Origin of the sequence: Sphaerimonospora mesophila, from assembly GCF_001417795.1 — a bacterium.
GTDB lineage: Bacteria > Actinomycetota > Actinomycetes > Streptosporangiales > Streptosporangiaceae > Sphaerimonospora > Sphaerimonospora mesophila.
The window spans coordinates 27,184-53,683 of the sequence record NZ_BCBX01000047.1; the positions used below are offsets into that span (position 1 = coordinate 27,184).

Sequence of the window (26,500 nt, forward strand, 5' to 3'; positions counted from 1 at the left end):
AAGCGGAGGCGAAAGCCGGTCAGCCGTGGCTGATCATGACGTGCTTGATCCGCGTGTAGGCGTCCAGGCCGTAGCGGGAGAGATCCTTGCCGGTGCCCGAGTGCTTGAAGCCGCCGTGCGGCATCTCCGGGATGATCACCTGATGGCAGTTGACCCAGACGGCGCCGAAGTCGAGCGCGGCGGTCAGCCGCATCGCACGGCCGGTGTCCCTGGTCCACACGCTGGACGCGAGCGCGTAGTCGACCCCGTTGGCGAGCTCGACGGCCTCCTCCTCGCTCGTGAACGGTTGTACGGTCACGACCGGACCGAAGACCTCCTGCCGCACGATCTCGTCGTCCTGCCGCACGTCGGCGACCACGGTCGGCGCGAAGAAGTAGCCGGGCCGATCGAGCCGGGAGCCGCCGGTGACCACGCGGGCGTGCCCGGGCAGCCGGTCGAGGAAGCCCGCGACCCGCTCGGCCTGGGCCGCGTTGTTCGTCGGACCGAGGAAGACGCCCTCCTCGTCGGGGCCGCCCACGGCCAGCGCCCGCGCCGCGTCGGCGAGCGCCTCGACGACGTCGTCGTACGCCCGATCCTCGACGAGCACCCGTGTGACGGCGGTGCAGTCCTGCCCGCTGTTGAAGAACGCCGCCTCGGCGACGTCGCGGGCGGTCACGGCCGGGTCCACATCGCCGAAGACCACCGCCGGGGCCTTGCCGCCCAGCTCCAGGTGGACGTCCTTGAGATCGGGCGCGGCAGCCGCCATCACCTCGGCCCCGGCCCTCGTCGAGCCGGTGAGCGCCACCATCTCCACCCCCGGGTGCGCGACCAGCGCGCGACCGGTGTCCCGGTCGCCGCACACGACGTTGACCACGCCGGGCGGGAACACCTCGGCGCACAGCTCGCCGAGCAGCACGGCCGAGCCTGGTGTGGTGTCCGACGGCTTCAGCACCAGCGCGTTACCCGCCGCCAGCGCCGGGCCGATCTTCCACGCGGCCATCATCAGCGGGTAGTTCCACGGCGTCACCTGGGCGACGACGCCGATCGGCTCACGCCGTACGAACGACGTGTGCCCCTCGGCGTACTCGGCGGCGCCGAGCCCCTCCAGCACCCGCGCCGCGCCCGCGAAGTAGCGGATCGCGTCGACGGCCCCGCCCACGTCGACCCGCATGGCGGTGCCGCGCGGCTTGCCGGTGGCCCGCACCTCGGCCTCGGCCAGCGCCTCCCGGTTCGCCGACATCAGCTCGGCCAGCTCGAGGAGCAGCCGCTGGCGCTCGGCCGGGGTGGTGCGCCGCCAGGCACGTGCGGCCGCGGTGGCCGCCTCGACAGCGTGGGCGACGTCCCGCTCGCCCGAACGGGGCGCCCTGCCGTACACCTCCTCGGTCGAGGGGTCGACCAGGTCCATCCACTCGCCGGCGTCCCGGCTCTCTCCCGCGATCACGTTGCGCAATGTGTCCACGACGGTCTCCTCATCAGGGGCGGCTCAGGCGGCCGCGGAACAGGCGGCGCGGTAACGGGCCGCGGCGGACGGCATGCCGACGAGCACCACGCCGACCAGCTCGCCGTCGCGGTGGTAGCCGACCACGACCTCGCCGTCGATGTCGCCCTCCAGCACCCGGATGTCCGACCCGCCGAGCGCGGGCGCCCCGAACGACTGGAGGCGCAGCTCGTACTGATCGCTCCAGAAGGTCGGCAGCGGGGCGAAGGGCGTGGCCGCGGGCTCGGCCAGGCCCAGATCGGCGAGCAGGGTGATCGCGGCGTGCCTGGCCGTGTCGGTCGGGATGCTCCAGTGCTCGACCCGGCGGGGCACCTCGTCGTAGCGGGGGTTGGGGAACCGGGCGATGTCCCCCACCGCCACGACGCCGCGCCGTCCCTCGACGCGCAGCGCGTCGTCGCACAGCACGCCGTCGGACAGGTCGAGCCCGTTGCCGGCGAGCCACTCGGTGTTGGCCACCGACCCCACGGCCTCCACGACGACGTCGGCGGCGACGCGCGTGCCGTCGGACAGCTCGGCGCCGGTCACGCGACTCCCCTCCCCCGCTCTCCCGGTCTCGCCCAGGAACGCGGCGATCGTACGGCCGAGCAGGAACGCGACGCCGCGCTCCTCGTGGCGGCGGCGCAGGGCGGCGCCCAGTCCGGGGCCGAGCGGGCGCAGCATCGGGACGTCCTCCGGTGCCACGACGGTCACCGAGGCGCCCAGCGTCCGGGCGGTGGCCGCCACCTCGCAGCCGATGAAGCCGGCGCCGGCGACGAGCACGTTCGCCCCCGGGCGCAGCTCGGCGCGCAGGGCGCGGGCATCCTCGATCGTGCGCACCACATGCCGGCCGGTCACCGGTCCGGGCCGTGTCTGACCGGGCCGGGTCGAATCGGCGAGGTGCAGCCGCCTGGGCCGCATGCCGGTGGCGACCACCAGCCCGTCATAGGTCAGCTCGGTGCCGTCGCCGAGCCGTACGGCACGGGCGTCCAGGTCGGCCCCCACGACCCGCACGCCCAGCCGCCAGGCCACGTCGGCGACGGCCGGGCGGAGCCGGAAGGCGAGCGCCTCGTGGGTCACCTCGGTGGCGAGGGCCTCCTTCGACAGCGGCGGCCGGTTGTACGGCAGGTGCGGCTCGTCGCCGATCGCGACGATCTCGCCGGTGAAACCGCCGGCGCGCAGCCGTTCCGCCGCGCGCAGGCCGCCCATCGAGGCACCGGCGATCACGATGCGCCGCGTGGTCCCCACGGTGATCAGTCCTCGATCGTGATGGCCTGCAGCGGGCAGACGTCGGCCGCCTCCTCCACGGCGTCGCGCAGCGACTCGTCGGGCTCGGCGACGTAGGCCAGTCGGCCGTTCTCGTTGATCTGGAAGACCTCGGGGGCGGCGAAGACGCACTGCCCGTGGTCCTTGCACACGTCCATGTCGACGATGACCTTCATCGAGGGCACTCCTTAACGCTTGGGCGGCCGGATGCCGCGGAACTCCCAGTCGCCGCCGAAGGCGGTCGAGATCACCTCTTCCGACTCGGTGGGCTGGGCGCCGCAGTCGTCCCTGATCGGGACCGGACCGTTGACGATGTGGTTGGTGAGCCTGCCCATGCCCTCGACCTCGACCTCGACGACATCGCCGGGCCGTACCGGACGGGAGTTCGCCGGCGTGCCCGACAGCAGCACGTCGCCGGGATAGAGGGTGATCGTGCGGGCGATGTCCGCGACGAGGTAGTGCATGTCCCACTCCATCTCGTCGGTGGAGCCGTCCTGCGCGACCTCGCCGTTGACGTACGTGCGCAGCCGCCTGCCGCGGAAGTCCCATCCGGTGACCAGCCCGGGGCCGAGCGGGCAGAGCGTGTCCGAGCCCTTGACCCGCAGCATCGAGCCGGCGTCGGTGTCGCGGAAGTCGTGCAGGCCGTAGTCGTTGCCGATCGTGTACCCGGCGATGTGGTCGCCCGCCTCCTCCGGAGAGACGTTGCGGGTGGTGCGGCCGATGACGATCGCGATCTCGCCCTCGTAGTTGAGGTACTTGCACCGCTCCGGCCGTACGACCGCGCCCCGATGCGCGTTCAGCGCCGAGGTCGGCTTGTGGAAGTACGTGGGGGCCGGGGGCAGCGAGGTCATGAACTCCTCGACCCGGCTGCGGTGGTTGAGATGCACCGCGATGATCTTCGATGGGGTGCACGGCGGGAGGTGCACGGCCTCGTCGACGCCGACCACCCGGCCGTCGGCGGCGACCAGTTCATCGCCCTCCCTGCGCACCTGTACGGCGGCGCCGTCGAGCAGGATCCGCCGATACTCCTTCGTCTGCCGAGCCATCAGCCGGTCCCTTCGAGGCGGAACGGATAGGGGTACGGATCGCCGGAGGCGTCGGTGGCCTTCGGCCGGGGGAAGCCGCCCTCGGGCCGGTCGAACCAGATGTGCACCTGACCGGTCCCGGTCGCGTTCTCGTAGTCGCTGTAGAGCCGGCCGGGCACGGTGAGGTCCCGCTCGCCGAGGGCGGCGGCCAGCATCAGGTAGTGGCCGAACCCCGCCTCCGGCTTGAAGCGGTAGAAGTCGTCCATCGTGTCGAGCACCCGGGCGTGGTCGCCGTCGAGCAGCCACGCGATGCGCTCCTCGTCGGCCGCCCGCGCCTCGGGGGTCCGTACGTGCGCCGGGTCGCTCGACTCGTGCGCGCGCAGGTGGCGCAGCGGCCAGAACTGGTGCGAGAACGCCCCCGACGCGACCAGCAGCACCCTGCGGTCGCTCGCGGCGATCGCGTCGCCGACCGCGCGGCCGAGCCGGAGGTCGTCCTCCATCTCAGCGGTCTGGCACATGCTGATCGAGATCCAGCGCTTGCCGGGCGCCCCCAGGTACTTCCACAGGTTCACGGTGGCGTAGAAGATCGGCAGGTGGTGGTCGTCGATCGCGGTGATCCAGGTGGCGTGCCTGTCCTGATACGACGCGATCGACCGGGCGAGCTCGGGGTCGCCGGGGAAGTCGTAGGGGATGCGGCACATGCCGCGCGGCAGTTCCTCGGAGGTGAACAGCCCGGAGCGGCGGTCCTGCGCGGTGACCACGAACTCGAACGTGGTCGCCCAGTGCGAGTCGAACACGATCACCGTGTCGTAGTCGAGGGCGTCGAAGACCTCCTCCCGCAGGCGGTGCAGCCCGGGGACGATGCTGATCTCCCTGCCCTCGTTGAGTTCCTTGCGCACCTCGAGGGGCAGCATGATCGTTGGGGCGTGCGCGAGGATTCCCGCGCCGACGACCTCACCCATTCCAGCCTCCCGGCGCGAAGACGGTGTTCTTGACGTCGCAGTAGAAGTCGAAGCTCCAGTCGCCGCCCTCGCGGCCCATGCCCGACTGCCGCGCCCCGCCGAACGGCGCCCGGAGATCGCGGACGAAGAAGCAGTTGACCCAGACGGTGCCGGCGACCAGGCGGGCGGCGACCCGCCCGGCCGACTCGGGCGAGCCGGTCACGAGCGTGGCGGCCAGCCCGAACTCGGTGGAGTTGGCCATCTCGACGGCCTGCTCCTCGGTACGGAACGTCTGCAGCGTGAGAACGGGTCCGAAGACCTCCTCGTTGACGATCTCGCTGTCGGCGGCCACACCGGTGAAGAGCGTGGGCCGGTAGTAGAGCCCGCCGAGGTCGGTGTTGGGCCCGCCGCCGATCAGCGGGGTGGCCCCCGCCTCGACGGCCCGGCGTACGAACCCGTCGATCCGGGCGAAGTGCTCGGCGTGGATCTGGGGCCCGATGTCGGTGGCGAGATCACGCGGGTCGCCCTGGCGCAGGGCGGCGGCCCTGGCGAGGAACCGCTCGGTGAACTCGGCCGAGATCTCCTCCTGTACGAGCAGCCGGGTGCCGGCCAGGCAGACCTGCCCCGCGTTGTCGTACTGCTCCACCGCGAGATCGACGGCGAGATCGAGGTCGGCGTCGGCGAACACGATCAGCGGCGACTTGCCGCCGAGCTCCAGGGACAGCGGGGTGAGGTTGGGCGCCGCGGCCGCGGCGATGTGCCGGGCCGTGGGCACCGAGCCGGTGAAGCTGATCCGGCGCACCCGGGGGTCGGCGACGAGGGGGGCGCCGACCTCCTCGCCGTAGCCCTGCACGACGTTGAACACCCCGTCGGGCAGCCCGGCCTCGGCCGTGATGTCCGCCAGCAGTGAGGCGGTCAGCGGGGACCACTCGGCCGGTTTGAGCACGACCGTGTTCCCGGCCGCGAGCGCCGGGGCGATCTTCCAGGTCGCGAGCATGAGCGGGGCGTTCCACGGGGTGATCAGCGCGCAGACCCCGGCGGGGTCCCACGAGACGTGGTTGCGGTGGCCTCGGGTCTCGAAGTCGTCCCGCCCGAGCCGCAGCAGCCAGTCGGCGAAGAACCGGAAGTTGTGCGCCACCCGGGGCATCACGCCGCGCAGGTGCGAGCGGAGCAGTGCGCCGTTGTCGGTCGTCTCCACGATCGCGAGCCGCTCCAGGCGCTTCTCCACACCGTCGGCGATCGCGTGCAGCAGCCTCGCCCGCTCCTCCCGGGTGGTGCGGGACCAGGCCGGGAACGCCCGCTCGGCCGCGCTCACCGCGGCGGCGGCCTCCTCGGCGCCGCCGCGGGCCACGCGTGCGATCACCTGTCCGTCGATCGGCGACACGTCGTCGAAGTCGGCCGGTGAGGAGATCCGTTCGCCGCCGATCCAGTGCCCCTCGTGGACAGTGACATCCGCGACAGTGGCCATCCGCTTCCTCCAAGTCGTTTGGTCCCAAACAACTTAGGGTCGTGGCTGCTCAGGAGTCAATACAAGGACTATCGTTTGGGGACGAACAACCCGTAGGAGTGTCCGGATGGCCAGTCCGATCATCGCGATCCCGTCCCGGTTCGCCGCCACGACCTCCGCGCTGCGCTACGCGGCCGTGGTGACCGCGCGGGCGCTCGCCGACGCCGTCTATCGGGCGGGCGGGGAGCCGTTCCTCATGCATCCCGTTGACGCGGGCGAGGCCGCCGCCCGGCTCGCCGTCGCCGACGGGCTGCTGCTGCCCGGCGGCGGCGACATCGCCCCGGCGGCGTACGGCGAGAGCCTGCCGCACGACACGGTCTACGACGTGGACGCCGAGCAGGACGACTTCGACTTCGCCGCGGCCCGGCACGCGCTGCGCACCGGTCTGCCCACGCTGGCCATCTGCCGGGGGCTGCAGGTCGTCAACGTGGTGCTCGGCGGCCGGCTGCGCCAGCACATGGAGCCCGACCACCGGCACGTCGTGCATCCCGTGCGGGTGCGGCCCGGCTCGCTGCTCGCCGAGGTCACCGGTGCCGAGAAGGTGGAGGCGTCCTGCTACCACCACCAGTGCGCCTCATCGCTGGGACGGGGCCTGGTGGCCGCCGCCCACGCAGAGGACGGCACGATCGAGGCCGCCGAGCTGACCGAGCCGGCCGGGTCGGCGGAGCCGTACGGATGGTTCCTGGGCGTGCAGTGGCATCCGGAGGACACCGCGGCGACCGACCCGGCCAACCAGCGGATCTTCGACGCGCTCGTCGCCGCGGCCGGCGGCCGAACCTCCGGCGGGCGGCCCTTCGGCGACTGACCGCTCGGCCCGCAGGCCGGCGTTTCCGGTGGTCTACTGGTCGGCGTTTCCGGTGGCGTACGTGCCGGCGTTTCCGATGGCCTGCGGACCGGCGTTTCCGATGGCGTACGTGCCGGCCTTTCAGGTGGCGCGGCGGCGGCCGCCGCGGCGGGGCGGGACCGGGGCGTCGCGGTGCAGGCTCTCGCGCCGCTCCTCGCCCTTCTCCTCCAGGTGGGTGATGATGCGGCGGAGGGTGTCCGCGAGGTGCAGGGCCTCCTCTCCGCTCAGGGGGTCGACGACGAACGCCTCCTCGGCGTTGAACGCGGGGAAGATCTCCTCCATCAGCGCCAGCCCCTCCGGGGTGAGGCGCAGCAGGGCCAGGCGGCGGTCGTCGGGATGCTGCCGGCGTTCGATCAGGCCGCGCGACTCCAGCGTCTTGATGATGCCGGTCAGCGTGCCCTTGGAGATGCCGGCCTCGGCCGCCGTGTGCCGGGTCTCGATCTCCTCCCAGATCCACACCACCCACAGCACCACGAAGGCACTCCAGGTGAGGTCCGCGGCGCGCAGCGCCGAGTTCTCCAGGTGCTGGCGTACGGCACTGGCCGCGCGGTGGATGTTGGAGACCGCGACGAGAGCCTCCCGATTGACCGGGATGGAGCCCAGCCGACGACTGACCGCCTCCTCCGTGGCGGACAACGAATAGTGCGCGGGCACGTCCCGGCTCCCTTCGGAGACTCAAGGGGGTGTTCGAAAAACCCTGTCCTGCTACGCACGGCCGGCCTTTTCGAAACAACCCCGACTCTTGCATCAGGTCATTTGTGCACGTACGATCCGCGGACATGCAGGTCGTTCGGGGGCAAACGATCTTCACCCGGGCGTTGATCGGGCCGTCGGCCGATCACTCTATCGAACCCATTCCCTCCCCCGATGGAAGGTCCCCATGGCAGACGAGGCCATCGCAGCGGGGCGGTCCGTCCCCGCGACCACACCTGCGAAACATGAGTTGTCCCGTCGTCGCATCGGCGTCGTCCACATCGTCTTCTTCGTGGTCGCCGCGTCGTCACCGCTGACCGTCGCCGCCGGCGGACTGCCGCTGAGCTATGCCACCACCGGGGTGGTCGGCATCCCGGTGATCTATCTGATCCTCGCCACCGTACTGGCCCTCTTCTCCGCCGGGTACGCGGCGATGAGCAGGCACATCTCCAACGCGGGCGCGTTCTACGCCTATGTCGCGCAGGGACTCGGCCGGATTCCGGGCGTCGGCGCCTCGTTCGTCGCCATCATGGCGTACAACGCGATGCAGACCGGCCTGTACGGCCTGTTCGGCTTCGCCGCCGCCGGCGTGATCACCGCGGAGCTGGGGGTGGACGTCCCCTGGTGGGCGGTCTCGCTCGCGGCGATCCTCCTCATCGCGTTCCTCGGCTACCGCCGCATCGACCTGAACGCCCGCGTGCTCGCCGTCCTGCTGATCTGCGAGAGCATCATCGTGCTCGTCTTCGACGTCTCCCAGATCGCCTCGGCCCCGGCCGGGCCGACCATGGACGCGCTCTCCTGGAGCGCGCTGACCACCGGTGCGGTCGGCGCCGGGTTCTGCTGGGTCATGGCGTCGTTCATGGGCTTCGAGTCCGGTGCGATCTACAGCGAGGAGTGCCGCGACCCGCGCCGCACCGTCGGCCGCGCCACCTATATCGCGGTCGGCGTCATCGGCGTCTTCTACGCCTTCACCGCCTGGGCGATGGGGATCGGCGCCGGCGTGGACCGAGTCGTCGACCAGGCCGGCGAGCACGGCCCCGACCTGCTGTTCGTGCTGGGCAGCGGCACGATGGGCCCGACGTTCGGCAGGATCGGGGCGATCTTCCTGGTCACCGCGGTGTTCGCCGCCCTGCTGTCCTTCCACAACGCGGTCGCGCGGTACTTCTTCTCGCTCGGGCGCGAGGGCGTGCTGCCGCGTAAGCTCGGCCGGGCCCACCCCCGGCACGGCTCGCCGCACGTGGGCTCGGCCACCCAGACCGTGATCGCCGCGGCCGTGGTGCTCGTCTTCGCCGTCATCGGCGACGACCCCACCGAGACGCTGTTCAACTGGTTCACCAACCTCGGCGCGCTCGGCGTCATCCTGCTCCTGGTGATCACCTCGATCTCGGTCGTCGGTTTCTTCTCGCGCGATCCGCGCGGCGAGGACCACTGGAGCCGGATGGTCGCACCGGCGCTGGCCGGCGCGGCGCTGACGGTCATCCTCGTGCTCGCGATCATCAACTTCCACGCGCTGCTCGGCACCCCGCCCGACTCCGTGCTGAACTGGCTGATCCCCAGCCTCGTGGTGATCGCCGGGATCATCGGCCTCGGCTACGGCCGGTGGATCAAGGCGAACAGGCCGGGCACCTACGCCCGGATCGGCCAGGGTGCGGGAGCGGCCCAGGAAGCCCTGGACCGATAGCGCCCACGAGGTCATGAGCACAGCGCGCCGCCCCGGAACACCGGTTCCGGGGCGGGCGGCCGGAGTCCGGAATCAGACAGGCGCATCCGGACGCAGGGCCCGCGCGCACACGGTGAGCCCCTCCACGAGCGTCTCGCGCATGGCATCGTCGATCTTCGCGAGCATGACCGCCTCGATGTCGTCGAGGGAGCCGTCGCAGCGCCGCAGCACGGCCAGACCTTCGGAGGTGAGCCGGGAGCACAGCACCCGGCCACCGTCCGGGTGCGGGTCGCGGCGGATCAGTCCGCGCCCTTCCAGATCGCGTACGACGAGGTTCATCGCCTGCGGCGTGACGAAGGCGATGCGGGCCAGCTCCGCCGAGGACACTCCCTCGCGCGTGCGCAGTTCGCTGAGCGCCATGTACTCCGTCGTGGTGACGCCGTGCCGGGCGAGTGCGTCGTCCAGACGGGCTCGGATGCGGCGCTCCAGCCGGAACACCAGGTAGCCGAGGCGCGGTGCGGGTGCGGCCTGCTGGACGGCCGGGCGGGTACGGCGGGGGGTCATCGCACGACGATATCGCGCGAGTCCGAGATGTAAGTTTCGCGAAGCGGTATCAAGCATCTTTATAACAAGTTGCTTGATAACCTGCGCGAACGCGCTCTCTCCGCGCCGGGGTCGCCATGCCCCGGCCCCACCCGCCTTGACCATTGGTTTGACCGCTCCTATATCGGATGGCGTCATGCCATTCCGAGTCGGCGGCGCCTCCGTCCGATGCGCCGGGCAGGGGAAACCGCCGCAACTCGCAGAGGAGGAGCGGATGAAACGATTACTCACGGTGCTCACCAGAGCCTGCGTCGGGGTGCTGTGCGCCGCCGCCACCCTGGTCGTCGCGCACCCCGCCGCCGCGGCCACGCTGACCGAGGTGACCGGCTTCGGTCCCAATCCCGGCAACCTGCGCATGCACGTGTACGTGCCGAACAACGCCCAGCAGAATCCGGCGATCGTGCTGGCCATGCATCCGTGCGGCGGCTCGGGGCCGAGCTTCTACTCCTCCTCCGAGTTCGCTTCGCTGGCCGACCGGTACGGCTTCATCGTGATCTACCCGTCGGCGTCCAAGAAGATGAACTGCTTCGACAACTGGTCCGAGGCGTCCAAGGTGCGCGGTGGCCAGACCGACCCGGTGTCGCTGATGTCCATGGTGACCTACGTCGAGCAGCAGTACCACGGCGACCCGAACCGGGTGTTCGCGACCGGCAGTTCCTCGGGCGCCATGATGACCAACGCCATGCTCGCCCTGTATCCGGAGGTGTTCAAGGCGGGTGCGGCGTTCATGGGGGTGCCGTTCACGTGCTTCCCCAACGAGGCGGCCTACCAGCCGGGCGGCAACTCCGCCCCCTGCGTCGGCAAGACCGCGCAGCAGTGGGGCGACCTGGTGCGCAACGCGAATCCCTCCTACAACGGACCGTGGCCGCGGATGCAGCTGTGGCATGGCACCAACGACTTCGTCGTCTCCTACTCCGAACTGGAGGAGGAGATCAAGCAGTGGACGAACGTGCACGGCCTGAGCCAGACGCCGACCGGCACGGACACCCCACAAGCCGGCTGGAACCGCCGCCGCTACGCCGACGCCTCCGGAGCGGTGAAGGTCGAGGCGTACAGCATCCAGGGCGCCGGGCACACTCTCCCGTCGAACGGCATGGCCGCCAACGCCATCGAGTTCTTCGGCCTCACCGGTACCGGCCCGAGTCCGACACCGACACCGACGCCCACCCCGACACCGACACCGACACCGACACCGACACCGACCCCGACCCCAACCCCGACACCCACCCCCACTCCGTCGGGCCCGAGCGGCACCACCTGTCGCGTCGCCTATGCCGCCAACTCCTGGGGCGACGGGTTCACGGCGGATATCACGATCACGAATTCCGGCTCCGCCGCCATCAACGGTTGGACCCTCACCTGGACCTGGCCGGGTAATCAGCGGGTCACCAATGCCTGGAACGCCACCGTGACCCAGTCCGGCGCCCAGGTCACCGCGCGCAACGTCTTCTACAACGCCACCGTCGCCGCCGGAGGCAGCACCAACTTCGGCTTCCAGGGCGGCTACAGCGGTGCCAACGCCGCGCCGACCGGCTTCGCACTCAACGGAACGACCTGCGGCATCGCGTAGCTCGAGCCGTACGGCACGGAGCCGGGATCAGGGTGGTGCAGGCCCACCTCGGGCCAGCACCACCCTCGCCACCGGGCCGCGGAGTGCGCCGTCACACGGCCAGTTCGTCCAGAACGGCTGCGGCCAGTGCGGCGGCACGCGGTTCGTAATCCCGGGCGAGCGTGTGGAAGACCTGCTCGGCCCGGATCGCCGGCCAGTCCTCGGGCAGATGCTCGGTCGGCAGGAGGGGGTCCTGACGGACGAGTTGCAGCCAATCGGTGTGCAGCAGCAGCTGCCGCGCGAGATCGTCCGGCGCGCCGGGAAGCGGCCGGGGGACGTCCCACTGGGCGAGGAACGCCCCGTAACGCCGGGCGATCTGCTCGGTGTCGAACGCCTTCCTGACCAGGTCGGCGGCGTCGGTCGGCTCGAACGCCCGGGCGGTCAGGACCGTGACGTTGTCGCCCAGCTCCAGCGAGGCGAGGACCTCGGCGACCTCCTTGGTGCCCGGCGCTATCCACAGCCCGCTCTGCAGCAGGCCGAATCCGTTCCAGATGAGCCGGGAGCGCAGGTCGTGCCGGGTGCTGCGGCGGCTGTCCGGCAGCGAGAACCCGACGACCGTCCAGGTGCCGTCCCAGTCGCGGTTCACCGCACCGGTCTTCCACACGCGCTCGCGCCCGTCTTCGAGCACCTCCACGGCGCGCGGGGTCAGCCCGAAGTACACCTTCCTGCCCCGCCGATGGCGTACCAGCAGGTTGCGCTTCACCATGCGGGCGAGCGTCGATCGCACGGCCTCCTCGGAGACGCCGAGGCGGGCGAACACGTCGATGACGCTCCCGGAGTAGACGGCGACGTCACGGTGCAGCACATAGATGCCGAGGAAGCTGAACATCAATGACTGCGGGCGCGCGGATGGCGTCACCTGGTCGTCTTCGCCACCGAGAGTCACAGCAAAAGGGTAGACGCTTCCCGATGCCATCCAGAACCTTGACGTCCGTCACACAAGTGACGCATGTTCGACGACGTCGCGATTGTCCGGCCTAAGTCGAGGCGCATCCGGACGTTCATGACTTCGGAAACGTGATTCAGCCGAGGGCGCCGGAGGTGCCTGCCTCCAGCAGGGTGCCGCCGTTCCAGCTCACCCCGACCTGACGGTAGTAGCCGCCGATGACCTCGTCGACGGTGAGGTCGGCGAGCTCCTCGGTGGGGGCCTCGAACAGTTCGATCTCGGCCTCGCCCGCCCACGCCTGGCCGGCCTCGAACGACTCGCTCGACGTGGCGATGAGCTCGTCCAGCGCCAGTCCCCCGCCCGGTTCGATGGACGGCAGCCAGCGGTGGTGCGCCATCGGATGGCCGTTGACGAAGCCGTTCGTCTCACTCGGCTCGCGCAGCCGTACAACCGCCTGGGCGAGCCGTCGGTCCGCCGCCGCCAGCGTGGCGCCGAACACACCGCCCACACCGATGCGCGGCGCGGCGAGGCCGTACGGATGAGGCCGGGTCAGGTGGATCGAGCCGAGCTTCTTGGGGTAGCCCTGGTGGATGCCGCGGACGACGGCGAAGTCCTTGTCCACCCAGATGTAGACACAGCGGGAGTACGTCCGCCCGCCATAGGAGCAGCGGACCACGACGAAGCACTCCTTGTACTGCGCGCGCACCGGGTCGAGCAGTTCCTCCCGGCTCTGCGCGCACGACTGCCAGTCGGCCCAGATCACCGCCACCGCGCCGGGGTCCTCCTCGGCGAGGCCGAGCGGTTCCGGCAACAGCGCGGCCACCTTCGCCGGGTCGGTCCGATACTCCACGGTGAGCAGATCGCCGGAGTAGTACCACGGGGGGCTGGGAATCAGCGAGGATCGTCCCGTCGCCGTCTTGGGCGTGAAGAAACCGCGCACCGTCGCCACTGCGCCCGCCTCCTTGTCGTAATCATTTGGACCCATACGATATGCCCTGAGCTGGGCGTTGTCACCACCCTTCGGCAGGCGGGTTCCGACATGGGGTCTTGTGGCCCGAATCACGGGCGCGTATTGTTTGCCCCCAAACGATCAATCGACGACCCGTTCGACCAGTTCTGAGGAGGCCCAATGGTGGAGGGCTCAGCGAGCACGGAGCCGGGGGCGGAGCTCGTCCGACGCCTCACCGACCAGGGCATCGACATCGTCCGGATCGGATATTCCGACCTCATCGGGACAGAACGCGGCAAGGACGTCCTGGTCGAGCGGCTCCCCGACGTCATGGAGCACGGCGTCGCGTTCTGCCGGGCCGTCTACTACACCTCGCCCCAGGCCGACGTGGTGCCGGTGCCCGGCGGGCTCGACCAGGGCCTGCCCGACATCACGATCCGCCCCGACCTGTCCACCCTCGTCCCGCTGCCGTGGGAGCCGGGCGTGGCCGCCTGCCTCGGCGACGCGGTGGATCCGGTCGAGGGCGCACCCTTCCCAGAGGCGCCGCGCGAGGTGGTCAGGGCCACCGCGGCACGCCTGGCCGAGCTGGGCCTGACCGGGGTGATCGGCCCAGAGTTGGAGTATTTCCTGCTGGAACCCGACGGCACGGGCGGCTGGCGGCGCTACGACGACGCCCCCGGCAATGTGTACGTGGCGGGCACCAAGGGCGACCGGGGCTCGCACATCCTGCGCACGCTGCGTGCGCTGCGCCCGGTGAACCTCGGCGTGACGATGGGCAACCACGAGTTCTCCGGCGGTCAGTTCGAGATCAACCTGCACCACGGCGAGGCGGTCGACGCGGCCGACCGCGCGTTCCGCTTCAAGTCGGCGATCAAGGAGCTGGCCCGGCGGGACGGGCTGCTGGCCACGTTCATGGCCAAGCCGTTCAACGACGAGGGCGGGTCGGGCTTCCACGCCCACCTGTCCTGCGTCGACGCCGACGGCCGCAACGTCTTCGCCGACCCCGCCGGGCCGTACGGACTGTCCCGGACGGCCGGGTACGCGATCGGCGGTGTCCTCGCGCACGCACCCGCGCTGGCGGCCCTGCTCAACCCGACCATCAACTCCTACAAACGGTTCGGCCCGGACACCCTGGCCCCCTGGCTGATCGACTGGGGGCTGGACAACCGCAGCGCCATGATCCGCGTGCCGCCGGAGCGCGGCGCGGCCAGCCGGTTCGAGGTACGGCTCGGCGACGCCTCGGCCAACCCCTACATCGGCATAGCGGGCCTGCTCGCGGCGGCCTATCTCGGCATCCGCGACCGCGTCGAGCCGCCGCCCCCGCTCGAAGGTTACGGCTACGACACCGGCAGGTCGCCGATGCTGCCCTCCTCACTGCCCGAGGCGCTCGACGCGCTCGCCGCCGATGACGCGCTCGGCGAGGTGCTCGGCAAGGAGTTCACCACGGCCTACCTCGCCTACAAGCGCAACGAGGTCGAGCGGTTCTCGCAGTTCGTCACCGACTGGGAGTTCCGCGAGTACGCCTACCACCTCTGATTGTTCAAAGGAGTACGGATGCGCCCGGAAGACGTCGACCTGGCCGATCTCAACAACTTCCTCGACGGCGAGACCCCCTGGCGTATGTTCGACGTGCTGCGGGACGAGGCGCCGGTCCACTGGCAGGACGAGGGCGAGCACGGCAGCGGCTTCTGGTCGCTCACCCGGCACGCCGACATCGTCAGGGCCGACCGCGACGTCGCGACCTTCACCTCGACGAAGTTCGTGAACCTGGAGGAGGTGGACGACCGGCAGGCCGAGATCCGGCGCTCTCTCCTGGAGACCGACGGGCCCCGGCACACCTCGCTGCGCCGCCTCCTGCAGCGGGACTTCACTCCCAGGGCCGTCGCCGGTTATGAGGTGTTCCTGCGCGGGCTGACCGCGCGTACGCTGGACGCCGCGCTGGCCAAGGGCACGTTCGACTTCGTGAAGGAGGTCTCGGCCGACTTCCCGATCAACGTGCTGGCCCGGATGCTCGACGTCCCCGCCGACGACACCCAGCAGCTGATCGACTGGGGCAACCGGATCATCGGCAACACCGACCCCGACTACGCCGACGTGCTGCTGCACAGCGAGGAGAGCGAGAGATATCGCGACCTGCCCTTCCGCAGCCCCGCCTCGCTGGAGGTCTTCGAGTACGGCCGGGAGCTCGCCCGTCGGCGTCGCGGCGGCGACGGCACCGACCTGGTGAGCCGGCTCGTCAACCAGACCCCCGCTGACGGCGTGCCGCTGAGCGACCGCGACTTCGACAACTACTTCCTGCTTCTCGTGGTCGCCGGCAACGAGACCACCCGGCACGCGATCACCCACAGCATGCGCGCGCTCATCGACCATCCCGAGCAGCTGGCGAAGCTGCGCGACGAGCCCGCACTCATAGCGGGTGCGGTGGAGGAGTTCCTGCGCTGGGCCTCCCCCGTCTACCACTTCCGCCGTACGGCGACCCGCGACGTGGAGATCCACGGACAGCGGATCTCGGAAGGGGACAAGGTCGTGATGTGGTTCGCCTCGGGCAACCGGGACGAGCGGGCCATCCCCGACCCCTACACGTTCGACGTCACCCGCAAGAACAACGACCACATCACCTTCGGCAAGGGCAGCCCGCACTTCTGCCTCGGCAACGCGCTGGCCCGGCTGGAGATCCGCATCATGTTCGAGGAGCTGCTGCCGCGCTTGGCCGACATCAGGCTCGCCGGAGACGTGCGGCGGGTCCGCTCCAACTTCGTCAACGGCATCAAGGAGCTGCCCGTCACCGTCACCCTCGCCTGACGCGTGACACCTGACTTGTGACACCTGACCTGGGACGGCGCGGCGGATCTCCCCGACGGGCACTGTCCGCGCCGTCCGATCAGCTCCAGTAGTCCCGATCGGGGAGCCTCACCCAGGTGTCGGCATCCGTGATCGCCCCATCGTCGGTCAGCCGCAGCCCCGCGCCCGCGCAGCAGTAGGCGATCGCCTTCCCCTGGTAGAGGTAGGTGGCGAGGATCTCTTCGGCCGGATCGTCGGAAGACGGGTCGCCGCCGCCGGGGTGGGTGTCCCATGCCTCGTTGACGCCGTCGCGGGTCACGCTCCCCTGGTTGCCGCTCTTGGGATTGGCGTACAGCCCATAGCAGACGGTGCCCCGCGACAGGATCTTCGTGACGCCGGGAGTGGACGGGGTGTAGCCCCAGGGCTGGGTGACGACGCATCCGCCGGACACGTCCGTGACCCCGACGACGGCCAGTGCCTCGTCGAAATTCTCGAAGACGTCTTCCATCATCTCTTCGAGTTCCTCGTCAGCCACCGGAACGGCTTCGAGCCGATGAATCGCCTCCTCGGAGCCGATGCCGGCCACACAGGCCAACCCCAGTCCGTCATAGTCGAAATCGCCCAGTGCCGCGATCAGACGCCTGGCCTCCGCCACGGCAGCGGCCTCGGCGGCGGACAGACCGCTCTCGCCATCAGGGACGTCGAACAGGTCGGGGGTGGGAGTCGCCAGGCTGAGCCGCCCGGGCGACCACCCGGCCATCATCTGCCGCCACGGCCGCGCTCCCGCCGCGACCAGGGCCCTGGCGTTGTCGGGGCGGTTGGCGAAGACGGCCGCCCACAGAGCGGTGCGGCCCTGATATTCCGCGTCGACGTCGTCGACTCGGCCGACGAGTTCCCTGATCACGGCGGGTGAGCCGTACTCGGCCGCCGAATGCAGCGGCGGACCGGGATAGAAGACGCCCGAGTTGGGATCCGCTCCCGCGTCGAGCCGGGAGCGGATCAACTTCAGATCGGACCAGTCCTGCCAGCCGACGCCGGACCATCCTGCGGTGGTCATGGCACTCCTTGAGACGACGCACTTGATCTACGCTGGCCGATCATTGCGCACCCGACCGACATTCTGTGGTCGTCCACGGCTTCGCCTCTGCCACCGCTGATGCCGCGAGCCCCGACGTCTGAACGGCGGCCCGGAAGGACCGGCCCATGACACGAGCCTCTGATGATGTCCGTGCGGCACGGACCTTCCTCGCGGTGGGCCTCGACGGTGCTCCGCGAAGGTGCGTTTCGGACCTATGTCATCTCGGCGAGCCGCCCGGGCTTCAGGCGCCCGCTGCGTCGTCCGCTGCGGGCTCCGCCTCCGGCTGGGGATCATCGGCTGCCGCGTCGGGGTGGGCCGCGATGAACCGCTCGATGACCTCGTCGGGCACCTTCCCCCGAGCCGGGACCTCCACCTCCTGTTCACGGGCCCACTCGCGGACATCGGTGAGCGTGTAGCCGCGCAAACGGGGGGAGGTGTCGGCGGCCTTCTTCGACCGCGAGGCCTGCCTCACCTCGCGGGAGTTCTCCAAAATCCGGTCGAGGAACGCGAGAGCCTCGTTCAGCCGCTGATGGTTGGCGTCGGACAGGTCGATGGCGAAGGTCCGGTTCAGCAGCGGGAACTCCCGCCTCGCCACATCATCGCCCTCAGAGAGGTCGAGATCGTCGACCAGTATCACCTTCTGCGCCACGTGCAGCCCTTTCCAGGTAGATCATCGCCTGCTTGGACCGTGGCATCCTACTCGTGTCCGCCGACAGAAGCCGGTCATCGACCTGCCTTCGGCGCCCTCGACGTCGGGGGCAACGGCAAGGGAAGGCCGGGCAGTCCGTCGAGGCTGGTCGCGACGTGCTCCTTCTTCTCGAAGTACGCGCTCAACGACTCGTCGTCCTCACGCGCGAAGCGCTTGCCGTGCAGATCCCGGTCCCCGTCGTACGTCATGAAAGGAACCGCATAGCCGCACGTGTCGCGGATGAGCTCGGCATGTACGACGATGATCGCCCGCAGGCCGTGCAGGCTGGAGTCGATGTCGGGGAAGTGAGCCAGCAACTCCGCCCATCGAGGGTCGTCTCGGAAGACCGGTTCGCCCCGCCCATGAACGCGCACGATGTTCGGCGGCCCCTCGAAGGCGCACCACATGAGCGTGATCCGGCCGTTCTCGCGGAGATGGGCGATGGTCTCGGCGTTGCTGCCGGCGAAGTCGAGATAGGCCACCGTGAGGTCGTCGATGACCGCGAGGCATCCAACGAGACCCTTGGGCGACAGATTGACCCTGCCGGTGTCCGCGAGGGGGGCGGTCGCCGTGAAGAAGATCGGTTGCGCCTCGATGAAGTCACGCAGCCGACCGGCTATCCGCTCATAGGTTTTGCCCATGATGCCATCATGCCTGCGGAGACAACCCTTTTACGGTCGCGCCGACGCCGCGCTCCTCCGCCAGGGCCGCGTGCCACTCCGCGGTGTCCGTGATCCGCACGAGTCCGGCGATCATGCCGCCCTTCGGCCTGAGGGCATGATCGCCGGTCGCCCCACGCCGACACGCTGGTACGGCATGGGCTCCGCCGAACGGCTCACTCCTCCGGCTTGGGGTGGGAGGCGACCAGCGCGGTGTCAACGCCGACCGCGCCGAGCTTGGTCGCACCGCCGGGCGAGCCCAGCGGCGCGTCGCGGCCGGGCAGCGTTTCGGTGAAGAACCGCGCGTTATCCTGCGCGTACGGCTGATAGGCCGTGGGCAGGTCGTCCTCGTAGTAGATGGCCTCCACCGGGCACACCGGCTCGCACGCCCCGCAGTCGACGCACTCCTCCGGATGGATGTACAGGGAGCGCTCCCCCTCGTAGATGCAGTCGACGGGGCACTCCTCGACACAGGCGCGATCCATCACGTCGATGCACGGTTCGCCGATCACGTATGTCACGGCAGGCCTCCTCGGTCGGGTCGTTGTCCCGCATGCTATTTTGCACTAGCGTGCTCGTATAAACAAACCTGATTGGTTAATATCGACGTTCAGGCCGGGACGAGGCGTAAAGCGGCCGGACGACGACCTGATCGACCATCCAGAGGAGACCGACCACCATGGCAACCGAGGACCGCGAACTCGACGTGCGCAGCGAGGCCCCCGCCCGCCGCCACGAGCTCATCTTCGAGACCTACACCGCACTGGGCGCGGGAGAGGGCTTCGTGCTCGTCAACGACCACGACCCCAAGCCGCTCTACTACCAGTTCGCCGCGGAGCACACCGGGCAGTTCAGCTGGGACTACCTCGAGCAGGGGCCCGAGACCTGGCGGGTGCGGATCGGCCGCACCGCGAACGCGAGCGGCGCCGCCGGCTGAGGCGGGCTCCCGCGCGGAGTGAAGAGGCCGGCGAGCATCGGTCACGGATGGCGTGACCGATGCTCGCCGGCCTCTCGGCCCTGATCACGACGACCAGGGGCAGATCATTCCGATTCGAGCTCCGCCTCGACAGTGATCTTCGCTCCGGCGAACAGCCGGGACACCGGGCACAGCCCCGCCGCCTCGTCCACCGCCTTGCTGAAGCCGTCGGCGTCGAGGTCCGGCACCCGCCCGCGCACCTTGAGTGCCGAGGACACGATGGTGGGCACGCCGTCCACCTCGTCGAGGGTCACGGTGGCGGCCACGGTGAGCCGCTCGGGCACCGCCTTCTGCTCGCCCAGCTTGAGTGCGAGCGCCATGGCGAAGCAGGAGGAGTGCGCCGAGGCGGCCAACTCCTCCGGGCTCGTCAGCCCGTCCGGACTCTCCGTACGGGACGCCCACGTCACGGGCAGCTCGATGGCCCCGCTCGCTCCGTCCACCTTCCCGCGACCACGGGCCAGCGAGCCCTCCCAGGTGGTCTCTGCCGTACGCTCCGCTATCGCCATTCCTGCCTCCATGTGCCGTTTCCCGAACGAACCGGACGACGCCCACGCCCGCGTGGTGCCGGACGTCGAGAAGGCGGTCGGCACCGGTCACTTCTGTCCTGTCGTTGACATTTTTACAGTAGTAATCATGTAAACTCAACGATCAGTCAGCGCGCAGATCTTCGCTCCGAAACGGCGTTCGCGATCATCTGGTTTCCACCAATAACTTGTGTAAAATGGCCGGATGGACGCTCGCAAGGTGACTCGCCCCGACCCCGGAGGGGTGCCGGCGCTGAATGAGAGCCGCTCCCACGTGCTCGCCGCGCTACAGGAGGCCGCCAGGCCGCTGTCCGCCGGCGAGGTCGCCAAGCGCGTGCGCCTCCATGCCAACACGGCCCGCTTCCACCTGGACGCCCTGGTCGAGGGGGGCCTCGCCGAACGGAACGTCGAAGACCGCGAGCAACCGGGCCGTCCGCGCATCCTGTACACCGCCCGTCCCGGCAGCGCCCACACCGGGAGGCGCAGCTACCGGCTGCTCGCCGAGATCCTCGCCGGTTCACTGGCGGCGGAGACGCCCCAGCCCGCCCAGGCCGCCCTGCGTGCCGGACGTGCCTGGGGCCGCTACCTCGCGGACCGGCCGCCGCCGTTCCGGCGGCTCGACGCCGACAGCGCCACCCGGCAACTGGTGCGCATGCTCGACGACATCGGCTTCGCCCCTGAGTCCACTGACGACGGTCGGAAGGTGCTGCTGCACCACTGCCCGTTCCGGGAGACCGCCGAGGAGCATCAAGAGGTGGTGTGCTCGATCCATCTCGGGCTCATACAGGGTCTGCTGGCCGAGCTGGGCGCGCCGGTGGAGGCCGAACGCCTCGACCCGTTCGTCGAGCCCGGCCTGTGCATCGCCCACCTCTCCCCCACGACGTCCCCCGAGTCGTAGAACATCGGTCGGGTAACGGTCACCCGCCGGTGCGGGAGCACGACATCGGCCCTTCGGCTGCCGTCTGCCTCGTGTAACCACTAAAACTGGTTACATGACACTGGGTTGGAAACTCGTCATCGACAGCGCGAACGCGTGCGCCCTCGCGGACTTCTGGGCCGCGGCGTTGGACTACGAGGTGGAAGATCCGAGCGCGCTCATCGAGCGGCTGCTGGCCGCCGGTCACATCGACGAAGAGGCGATCATCGATCACCGCGGCCGCAAGATCTTCCGCGGCTACGCCGCGATCCGGCATCCGGAGGATCCGTACGACGAGGTCAGCGGCGTCGGCCACGGGCGGCGGCTGCTCTTCCAGGATGTGCCCGAGGGAAAGTCCGGCAAGAATCGCCTGCACATCGACGTCCACGGCGAGCCCGGTGGCCTCGACAAGCTGGTGACCCGGCTGGAAGACCTGGGCGCGACCCGCGTGGGCGAGGTGAACAAGGGGGCGGCCGGGCACTGGTGGATCATGCGGGACCCGGAGGGCAACGAGTTCTGCGTGGCGTAGGTCGGAGATTCGCGCGTCCCCGCCGACAGGCCGCCGGCGCGCCCGCCCCGCGCTGATCTTCTTCTTCGATCACGCGGAGAATTCACGAAGCCTTGGCCATTTTCTCCGAAAATGCGGCAATTAGTGCTACAGCCCGCCGGGAACAGGCAGGCACAACGGTCGACCGACATGAAGGTGGTCGGCCGACTGCCGCGACGGAAAGTGGCTGAAGATGATAAAGGTCATCGGCGCGGGGCTCCCGCGCACCGGAACGACCTCGACGAAGGCCGCCCTGGAGCGACTGGGCTTCGGCCCCTGCTACCACATGTTCGAGGTCATGGCACACCCCGAGTACGCCGAGCACTGGCTGCCCGCCGGCTCTGGCTCCCCGATGGACTGGGAGCGGACGTTCGAGGGCTACCAATCATGCGTGGACTGGCCGGCCAGCTATTTCTGGCGGGAGCTCGCGGAGACCTATCCCGAGGCGAAGGTCGTTCTCACCGTTCGCGATCCGGCCGGCTGGTACGCGAGCTTCCACGCACTGATGGCGAACGGACCCGGTCGGACCTTCCAGGAGCACGCGCACGACGCCTCGCACCGGGTCCTCGCCGCCATGGAGCGGATGCGCCCACTGCTGCACAAGATCGGCCAGTCCGTTTTCGGGGTGGAGTGGCACTTCGGTGAGGGTGCGCCGGACGAGCGCCAGGCCATCGCCGCCTATCACCGGCACATCGCCACCGTCAGGAAGAGCCTGCCGCCGGAGCGTCTCCTCGTGTTCGACGTCCGTCAGGGATGGGGGCCGCTGTGCGCCTTCCTGGGCGTGGACCCACCCGTGGACGAGCCGTTCCCCCACCTGAACGACGCCGAATCCCTGCGCCGTTCCATAACGACACTGCTCACCGAGGGCCGCATGCCCGCACCCTTCGACGCGGGACGCTGATCCACGACCGCACGCCCCGCCCGACGCGGGGAAGACCCGGCTGCGTATTTTCAGGAGGTGGCCCGAATCGGTCAGGCTGAGGGGAGATGGGGTAGTGCGTCATACGGATGGCCCGAGCGTGGAGTGCGAGACGCACATCGAGGCCGACCCGGCGCGGGTGTGGGAGTTGGTGACGGACATCGAACTGCCCGCCCGGTTCAGCCCCGAGCTACGACGCGTGCGATGGCTGGACGGCGTCGACCATCCGGAGGTGAACGCCCGCTTCGAGGGGCACAACCGCAATGACATGCTGGGCGAGTGGCGGACCATGTCGTACGTGGTCGAGCTGGACGCGCCGCGTGTGTTCGCCTGGGCCGTGGTCGACCCCGATGGCCGGTTCGGTGCGGCAGCGCCCGACCCGCGAACCCCCGTGGCCACCTGGCGATTCGTCCTCGAACCCGCGGCCGGTGGCACGCGCCTGGTCCACGGCACGCGGATCGGTCCGGCGCCTTCCGGGCTCACCCTGGCGATAGCCGGAAACCCGGACCAGGAGGAGGCCATCATCCGGTGGCGGCTCGCCGACCTGCGCGCGGGCATGGAGAACACACTGCAAGGCATCAAATCCCTCGCCGAGCGCCCTCGCTAGCGTTCTCCGAGTTCGGCGTGTTCGGCGTGTTCGGCGAGGGGCTGGACGCGGTGGGGGACGACGACGGACAGGGCGATGACCGTACTGCTGCGCCGTACGCCGGGAATGGTCAGGGTGCGGTCGATGACGGACTGGATGTGCTCGTTGTCCCGGCCGGCGATCCGGCACCACACGTCGCCGGGACCGGTGACGATGTGCGCCTCGAGCACCTCGGGGATCGCGGCCAGCGCGGCGGAGATGTCGGCGCGGGAGGCCTGCTCGACCTCCAGCGTCGTGAACGCCTGCACCGGGTAGCCCAGGGCGCGAGGGGACAGGTTCGGCCCGAAGTCGGCGACGACGCCGTCGGCGATCATCCGGTCGAGGCGGGCCTGGACCGTACCTCTGGCGACCCCCAGTAAGCGGGAGATCTCCAGCAGGCCCGTCCTGGGACGCTCCCGGAGCAACCGGAGGATCCGTACGTCGAGCGCGTCGAGCCCCGTTCTTGCCAATCTGCCCACCTCCGCGGCGCGAACTCGACCGGAGACTGCCAATCTGGCAGCGATCACACCGAACCGTTGCCCGGCCTGCCATCGCGAATCACACTACGCCTGCATATATGGGCAGTCACGGAGGTGGCAGATGGCCCGGGAGCATTCCCACCCGTTCGTCCCCTATCGCCCGGAGCGATACGCGGAGCAGGACATGATCGCCCGAGGCCGGGCATTCTACGAGCACCTGGACCGGCGCAGGAGCGTGCGCTTCTTCAGCGAAGAACCCGTGCCGCGCGAGTGCCTGGAACTCGCGGTGCGGGCGGCCAACACCGCTCCGTCGGGCGCGCACCAGCAGCCATGGAAGTTCGTGCTGATCGGCGACGCCGCGACCAAGAAGCGGATCAGGGAGGCCGCCGAGGTCGAGGAGCGGCAGAACTACGAGGGTGGACGGCTGCCCCCCGAATGGCGTGCGGCGCTGGCCCCGCTGGAGACCACCTCCGACAAGGACTATCTGGAGGTGGCGCCGTGGCTGGTGGTCTGCTTCGCGGAGAAGTACGGCACGCGGCCGGACGGCGGTCGGGTCAAGCACTACTACGTCAACGAGAGCGTCGGCATCGCCTGCGGTTTCTTCATCGCCGCGCTGCACGCGATGGGTCTGTCGACGCTCACCCACACCCCCAACCCCATGGCGTTCCTCAGCGAGATCTGCGGGCGGCCCGCCAACGAGCGGCCGTACATCCTGTTCCCCGTCGGCTACGCGGCGCACGACGCCGAGGTGCCGGATCTGACCCGCAAGCCGGACGCGCTGGTGTTCTTCCAGCCATAGCCGCATTTTGGGCCTTGAAGGGCGGCCGCCCCGGGGATACGATCGCGACAACTATCAGGAAACTTTCTTAATAGAGCCGGGATGACTCTCCCCCCGTACGGCTCGTGCCCGTCGCCTCGTGAGGCGCGAGCCGTACGGCTCCCCCCGACCATCTCGACCCCTGAGGTGAACATGAAATTACGCGCCACCCTGGGCGGCCTGGCCGCGCTGGCGGCCCTGATCCTGCCGTTCATGGCGGTCCCCGCCCATGCGGCGGGGTCGGTCACCGCCACCTTCACCAAGACCCAGGACTGGGGCTCCGGATTCGGCGGCAGCGTCACCGTCACCAACGGCACCTCGTCGCCGGTGAACTGGAACGTGCAGTTCGACCTGCCCGCCGGGTTCTCCATTCCCTCCGCGTGGGACGCGACCATGACCCGCAGCGGCCAGCACTACACCTTCACCCCGCCGAGCTGGGCCGGGGCACTGGCCCCCGGCGCGAGCCAGAGCTTCGGCTTCAACGGCAACCCCGGAAACTTCCCCGGCATCACCAACTGCACGGTGAACGGCGGGCCGTGCGCCGGCGGCCCGGAGGTCCAACCTCCCGGCAAGCCCGGTGCCCCGAGCATCGGCGCGACCACCGACACCTCGATCTCCCTGTCCTGGGGCACCGCCTCCGGCACGGTGACCGGCTACCGCGTCTACGAGGGCACTACGCAGCGCGCCTCGGTGACCGGGACCAGCGCGACCATCTCCGGCCTGGCCGCCTGCTCCTCGCACACCTACACGATCAAGGCGTACAACTCGGCGGGCGAGGGCCCGGCGAGTGACCCGATCTCCGGCTCCACCACCGGGTGCTCCAACGGCGTGCCCGGCAAGGTGGGAACGGTCGCCGCGGGTTCGGTCACCGATACCGGCCTGACCCTGACCTGGCCCGCGGCGACCGGCACCGTCACCGGTTACCGCATCCGCAGCGGCGGTACGGTCGTCGCCACGACCACCGGGACCTCCCAGGCGATCAGCGGTCTGACCGCCTGCACGAGCTACTCGTACACGGTCGCCGCGTACAACTCGGTCGGCGAGGGCCCGGCGAGTGCCCCCGTGAGCGTCACCACCACCGGCTGCTCGACCGGTCCGCTGCCCAAGCACTTCCTCACCGGCTACTGGCACAACTTCGACAACCAGGCGGCCAAGCTGCTGAAGCTGTCGGCCGTGCCGAACGAGTACGACCTGATCGCCGTGGCCTTCGGCGAGGCCACCTCGACACCCGGTGAGGTGAGCTTCAGCGTTGGCGCCGACCTGTCGGCCGGGCTCGGCGGCTACACCGACGCGGAGTTCAAGGCCGATGTGAAGGCCCTGCAGGCGCGCGGCAAGAAGGTCATTATCTCGGTCGGCGGGGAGAAGGGCCGGATCCAGGTGGGCAGTGCGGCCGCCGCGACCAAGTTCGCCGACTCCGTCTACGGCCTCATGCAGAGCTACGGCTTCGACGGTGTGGACATCGACCTGGAGAACGGGCTCAACGCCACCTACATGGGCCAGGCGCTCCGCTCGCTGCGGGCGAAGGCCGGCAGCGACCTGATCATCACGATGGCGCCGCAGACCATCGACATGCAGTCGACCGGGATGGCCTACTTCCAGCTCGCGCTGAACATCAAGGACATCCTCACCGTCGTCCACACCCAGTACTACAACTCCGGCTCGATGCTCGGCTGCGACCAGGCGCAGGCGTACTCGCAGGGGACGGTCAACTTCATGACCGCGCTCGCCTGCATCCAACTGGAGAACGGCCTGCGGCCCGACCAGGTCGCGCTCGGCCTGCCGGCCGGGGCGGGCGCCGCGGGCGGCGGCGTCGTCTCGCCGTCCCTGGTCAACCAGGCCCTCACCTGTCTGGCCACCAGGACCAACTGCGGCACGTTCGTGCCGCCGCGGGCCTACCCGGAGATCAGGGGCGCGATGACCTGGTCGATCAACTGGGACGCCACCCACAACTGGAACTTCTCCAAGACCGTCAAGCCCCACCTCGCGACCCTCCCCTGATCACGCTTCCCGATCAGGAGTGACGGTCCGTCGACGCCGGCGCACGGGAGAGCTTCC

General features: G+C 69.8%; 28 protein-coding genes. 12 read left to right on the plus strand and 16 right to left on the minus strand.

Annotated features, from left to right (window positions below; translation table 11 throughout):
* Positions 1-19 precede the first annotated feature (19 nt).
* Genes AP234_RS27480 through AP234_RS27505 form a run of 6 tightly spaced genes read right to left on the minus strand, consistent with a single transcriptional unit; the run spans position 20 to position 6,153 of the window.
* Entirely contained in the window at positions 20-1,438 is a 1,419-nt protein-coding gene (locus AP234_RS27480; RefSeq protein WP_055482644.1) for an aminobutyraldehyde dehydrogenase, read from the minus strand.
* Positions 1,439-1,462: 24 nt separating this feature from the next.
* Positions 1,463-2,701, minus strand: a complete 1,239-nt coding sequence (locus AP234_RS27485; protein WP_235558404.1) for an NAD(P)/FAD-dependent oxidoreductase — start codon at positions 2,699-2,701, stop codon at positions 1,463-1,465.
* Between the two features lie 5 nt (positions 2,702-2,706).
* Positions 2,707-2,895: a ferredoxin gene (locus tag AP234_RS27490; protein ID WP_055482645.1), complete on the minus strand. Its 189-nt coding sequence runs from the start codon at positions 2,893-2,895 to the stop codon at positions 2,707-2,709.
* Positions 2,896-2,907: 12 nt separating this feature from the next.
* Positions 2,908-3,765 (minus strand): fumarylacetoacetate hydrolase family protein, encoded by an 858-nt coding sequence (locus tag AP234_RS27495; RefSeq protein ID WP_055482646.1) that lies wholly within the window; start codon positions 3,763-3,765, stop codon positions 2,908-2,910.
* Positions 3,765-4,706, minus strand: coding sequence for a catechol 1,2-dioxygenase (locus AP234_RS27500; protein ID WP_055482647.1), 942 nt, complete (start codon positions 4,704-4,706; stop codon positions 3,765-3,767). The genes AP234_RS27495 and AP234_RS27500 overlap by 1 nt, the downstream gene beginning before the upstream one ends.
* On the minus strand, positions 4,699-6,153 hold the full coding sequence (locus AP234_RS27505; RefSeq protein WP_055482648.1) for an aldehyde dehydrogenase: 1,455 nt from the start codon (positions 6,151-6,153) through the stop codon (positions 4,699-4,701). Before AP234_RS27505 ends, AP234_RS27500 begins: the two co-directional genes overlap by 8 nt.
* A gap of 106 nt (positions 6,154-6,259) precedes the next feature.
* Here AP234_RS27505 and AP234_RS27510 point away from each other — a divergent pair, with 106 nt between their 5' ends.
* A complete protein-coding gene (locus tag AP234_RS27510; RefSeq protein ID WP_055482649.1) occupies positions 6,260-6,997 on the plus strand; it encodes a gamma-glutamyl-gamma-aminobutyrate hydrolase family protein in 738 nt (245 codons plus the stop codon).
* 120 nt (positions 6,998-7,117) lie between these two features.
* On the opposite strand, the gene AP234_RS27515 is transcribed toward AP234_RS27510, so the two are convergent.
* Positions 7,118-7,690 carry a MarR family transcriptional regulator gene (locus AP234_RS27515; RefSeq protein WP_055482650.1) on the minus strand — a complete coding sequence of 191 codons (573 nt, stop codon included), beginning with the start codon at positions 7,688-7,690 and terminating at the stop codon, positions 7,118-7,120.
* A gap of 226 nt (positions 7,691-7,916) precedes the next feature.
* Between AP234_RS27515 and AP234_RS27520 the strand changes: the two genes are divergently transcribed.
* Entirely contained in the window at positions 7,917-9,410 is a 1,494-nt protein-coding gene (locus AP234_RS27520; RefSeq protein WP_063843110.1) for an APC family permease, read from the plus strand.
* 72 nt (positions 9,411-9,482) lie between these two features.
* Here the strand turns inward: AP234_RS27520 and AP234_RS27525 are convergent, their stop codons facing one another.
* Positions 9,483-9,953, minus strand: coding sequence for a MarR family transcriptional regulator (locus AP234_RS27525; protein ID WP_055482651.1), 471 nt, complete (start codon positions 9,951-9,953; stop codon positions 9,483-9,485).
* A 253-nt stretch (positions 9,954-10,206) separates the two neighbouring features.
* On the opposite strand from AP234_RS27525, the gene AP234_RS39690 reads away from it, so the two are divergent.
* Complete coding sequence (locus AP234_RS39690) at positions 10,207-11,562, plus strand: extracellular catalytic domain type 1 short-chain-length polyhydroxyalkanoate depolymerase (protein ID WP_055482652.1); 1,356 nt, start codon at positions 10,207-10,209, stop codon at positions 11,560-11,562.
* Positions 11,563-11,653: 91 nt separating this feature from the next.
* On the opposite strand, the gene AP234_RS27535 is transcribed toward AP234_RS39690, so the two are convergent.
* On the minus strand, positions 11,654-12,487 hold the full coding sequence (locus AP234_RS27535) for a PaaX family transcriptional regulator C-terminal domain-containing protein (RefSeq protein WP_200926747.1): 834 nt from the start codon (positions 12,485-12,487) through the stop codon (positions 11,654-11,656).
* Between the two features lie 136 nt (positions 12,488-12,623).
* Positions 12,624-13,436: an acetoacetate decarboxylase family protein gene (locus AP234_RS27540; protein WP_055482654.1), complete on the minus strand. Its 813-nt coding sequence runs from the start codon at positions 13,434-13,436 to the stop codon at positions 12,624-12,626.
* A gap of 180 nt (positions 13,437-13,616) precedes the next feature.
* On the opposite strand from AP234_RS27540, the gene AP234_RS27545 reads away from it, so the two are divergent.
* Positions 13,617-14,972, plus strand: a complete 1,356-nt coding sequence (locus AP234_RS27545; RefSeq protein ID WP_055482655.1) for a glutamine synthetase family protein — start codon at positions 13,617-13,619, stop codon at positions 14,970-14,972.
* An 18-nt stretch (positions 14,973-14,990) separates the two neighbouring features.
* On the plus strand, positions 14,991-16,238 hold the full coding sequence (locus tag AP234_RS27550) for a cytochrome P450 (protein WP_055482656.1): 1,248 nt from the start codon (positions 14,991-14,993) through the stop codon (positions 16,236-16,238).
* A 79-nt stretch (positions 16,239-16,317) separates the two neighbouring features.
* Here AP234_RS27550 and AP234_RS27555 read toward each other — a convergent pair whose 3' ends face one another.
* The 4 genes from AP234_RS27555 to fdxA form a co-directional block, all read right to left on the minus strand.
* Positions 16,318-17,274, minus strand: coding sequence for an ankyrin repeat domain-containing protein (locus AP234_RS27555; RefSeq protein ID WP_055482657.1), 957 nt, complete (start codon positions 17,272-17,274; stop codon positions 16,318-16,320).
* 262 nt (positions 17,275-17,536) lie between these two features.
* Positions 17,537-17,944, minus strand: a complete 408-nt coding sequence (locus AP234_RS27560; RefSeq protein WP_055482658.1) for a histone-like nucleoid-structuring protein Lsr2 — start codon at positions 17,942-17,944, stop codon at positions 17,537-17,539.
* A gap of 74 nt (positions 17,945-18,018) precedes the next feature.
* Positions 18,019-18,624 carry a pyridoxamine 5'-phosphate oxidase family protein gene (locus AP234_RS27565; protein WP_055482659.1) on the minus strand — a complete coding sequence of 202 codons (606 nt, stop codon included), beginning with the start codon at positions 18,622-18,624 and terminating at the stop codon, positions 18,019-18,021.
* A 194-nt stretch (positions 18,625-18,818) separates the two neighbouring features.
* Positions 18,819-19,163: a ferredoxin gene (gene fdxA / locus AP234_RS27570; RefSeq protein WP_055482660.1), complete on the minus strand. Its 345-nt coding sequence runs from the start codon at positions 19,161-19,163 to the stop codon at positions 18,819-18,821.
* A gap of 158 nt (positions 19,164-19,321) precedes the next feature.
* On the opposite strand from fdxA, the gene AP234_RS27575 reads away from it, so the two are divergent.
* Positions 19,322-19,579, plus strand: coding sequence for a DUF2249 domain-containing protein (locus tag AP234_RS27575; RefSeq protein ID WP_055482661.1), 258 nt, complete (start codon positions 19,322-19,324; stop codon positions 19,577-19,579).
* A 104-nt stretch (positions 19,580-19,683) separates the two neighbouring features.
* Here the strand turns inward: AP234_RS27575 and AP234_RS27580 are convergent, their stop codons facing one another.
* Positions 19,684-20,124 (minus strand): OsmC family peroxiredoxin, encoded by a 441-nt coding sequence (locus tag AP234_RS27580; protein WP_055482752.1) that lies wholly within the window; start codon positions 20,122-20,124, stop codon positions 19,684-19,686.
* 223 nt (positions 20,125-20,347) lie between these two features.
* Between AP234_RS27580 and AP234_RS27585 the strand changes: the two genes are divergently transcribed.
* The 4 genes from AP234_RS27585 (at position 20,348) to AP234_RS27600 (ending at position 23,131) form a co-directional block, all read left to right on the plus strand.
* On the plus strand, positions 20,348-21,040 hold the full coding sequence (locus AP234_RS27585; RefSeq protein ID WP_055482662.1) for a helix-turn-helix domain-containing protein: 693 nt from the start codon (positions 20,348-20,350) through the stop codon (positions 21,038-21,040).
* A 94-nt stretch (positions 21,041-21,134) separates the two neighbouring features.
* Entirely contained in the window at positions 21,135-21,587 is a 453-nt protein-coding gene (locus AP234_RS27590) for a VOC family protein (RefSeq protein ID WP_055482663.1), read from the plus strand.
* A gap of 211 nt (positions 21,588-21,798) precedes the next feature.
* Positions 21,799-22,506 carry a sulfotransferase family protein gene (locus tag AP234_RS27595; protein ID WP_063843111.1) on the plus strand — a complete coding sequence of 236 codons (708 nt, stop codon included), beginning with the start codon at positions 21,799-21,801 and terminating at the stop codon, positions 22,504-22,506.
* Between the two features lie 94 nt (positions 22,507-22,600).
* Entirely contained in the window at positions 22,601-23,131 is a 531-nt protein-coding gene (locus tag AP234_RS27600) for an SRPBCC family protein (protein ID WP_055482664.1), read from the plus strand.
* Here the strand turns inward: AP234_RS27600 and AP234_RS27605 are convergent.
* The gene (locus AP234_RS27605; RefSeq protein ID WP_055482665.1) at positions 23,128-23,619 is read right to left on the minus strand and encodes an Lrp/AsnC family transcriptional regulator; all 492 of its coding nucleotides are present in this window, start codon (positions 23,617-23,619) and stop codon (positions 23,128-23,130) included. The genes AP234_RS27600 and AP234_RS27605 overlap by 4 nt on opposite strands.
* A gap of 130 nt (positions 23,620-23,749) precedes the next feature.
* Here AP234_RS27605 and AP234_RS27610 point away from each other — a divergent pair, with 130 nt between their 5' ends.
* Both AP234_RS27610 and AP234_RS27615 read left to right on the plus strand, forming a co-directional pair.
* A complete protein-coding gene (locus AP234_RS27610) occupies positions 23,750-24,427 on the plus strand; it encodes a nitroreductase family protein (protein ID WP_055482666.1) in 678 nt (225 codons plus the stop codon).
* Between the two features lie 81 nt (positions 24,428-24,508).
* Positions 24,509-26,443: a cellulose binding domain-containing protein gene (locus tag AP234_RS27615; RefSeq protein WP_235558405.1), complete on the plus strand. Its 1,935-nt coding sequence runs from the start codon at positions 24,509-24,511 to the stop codon at positions 26,441-26,443.
* Positions 26,444-26,500 lie beyond the last annotated feature (57 nt).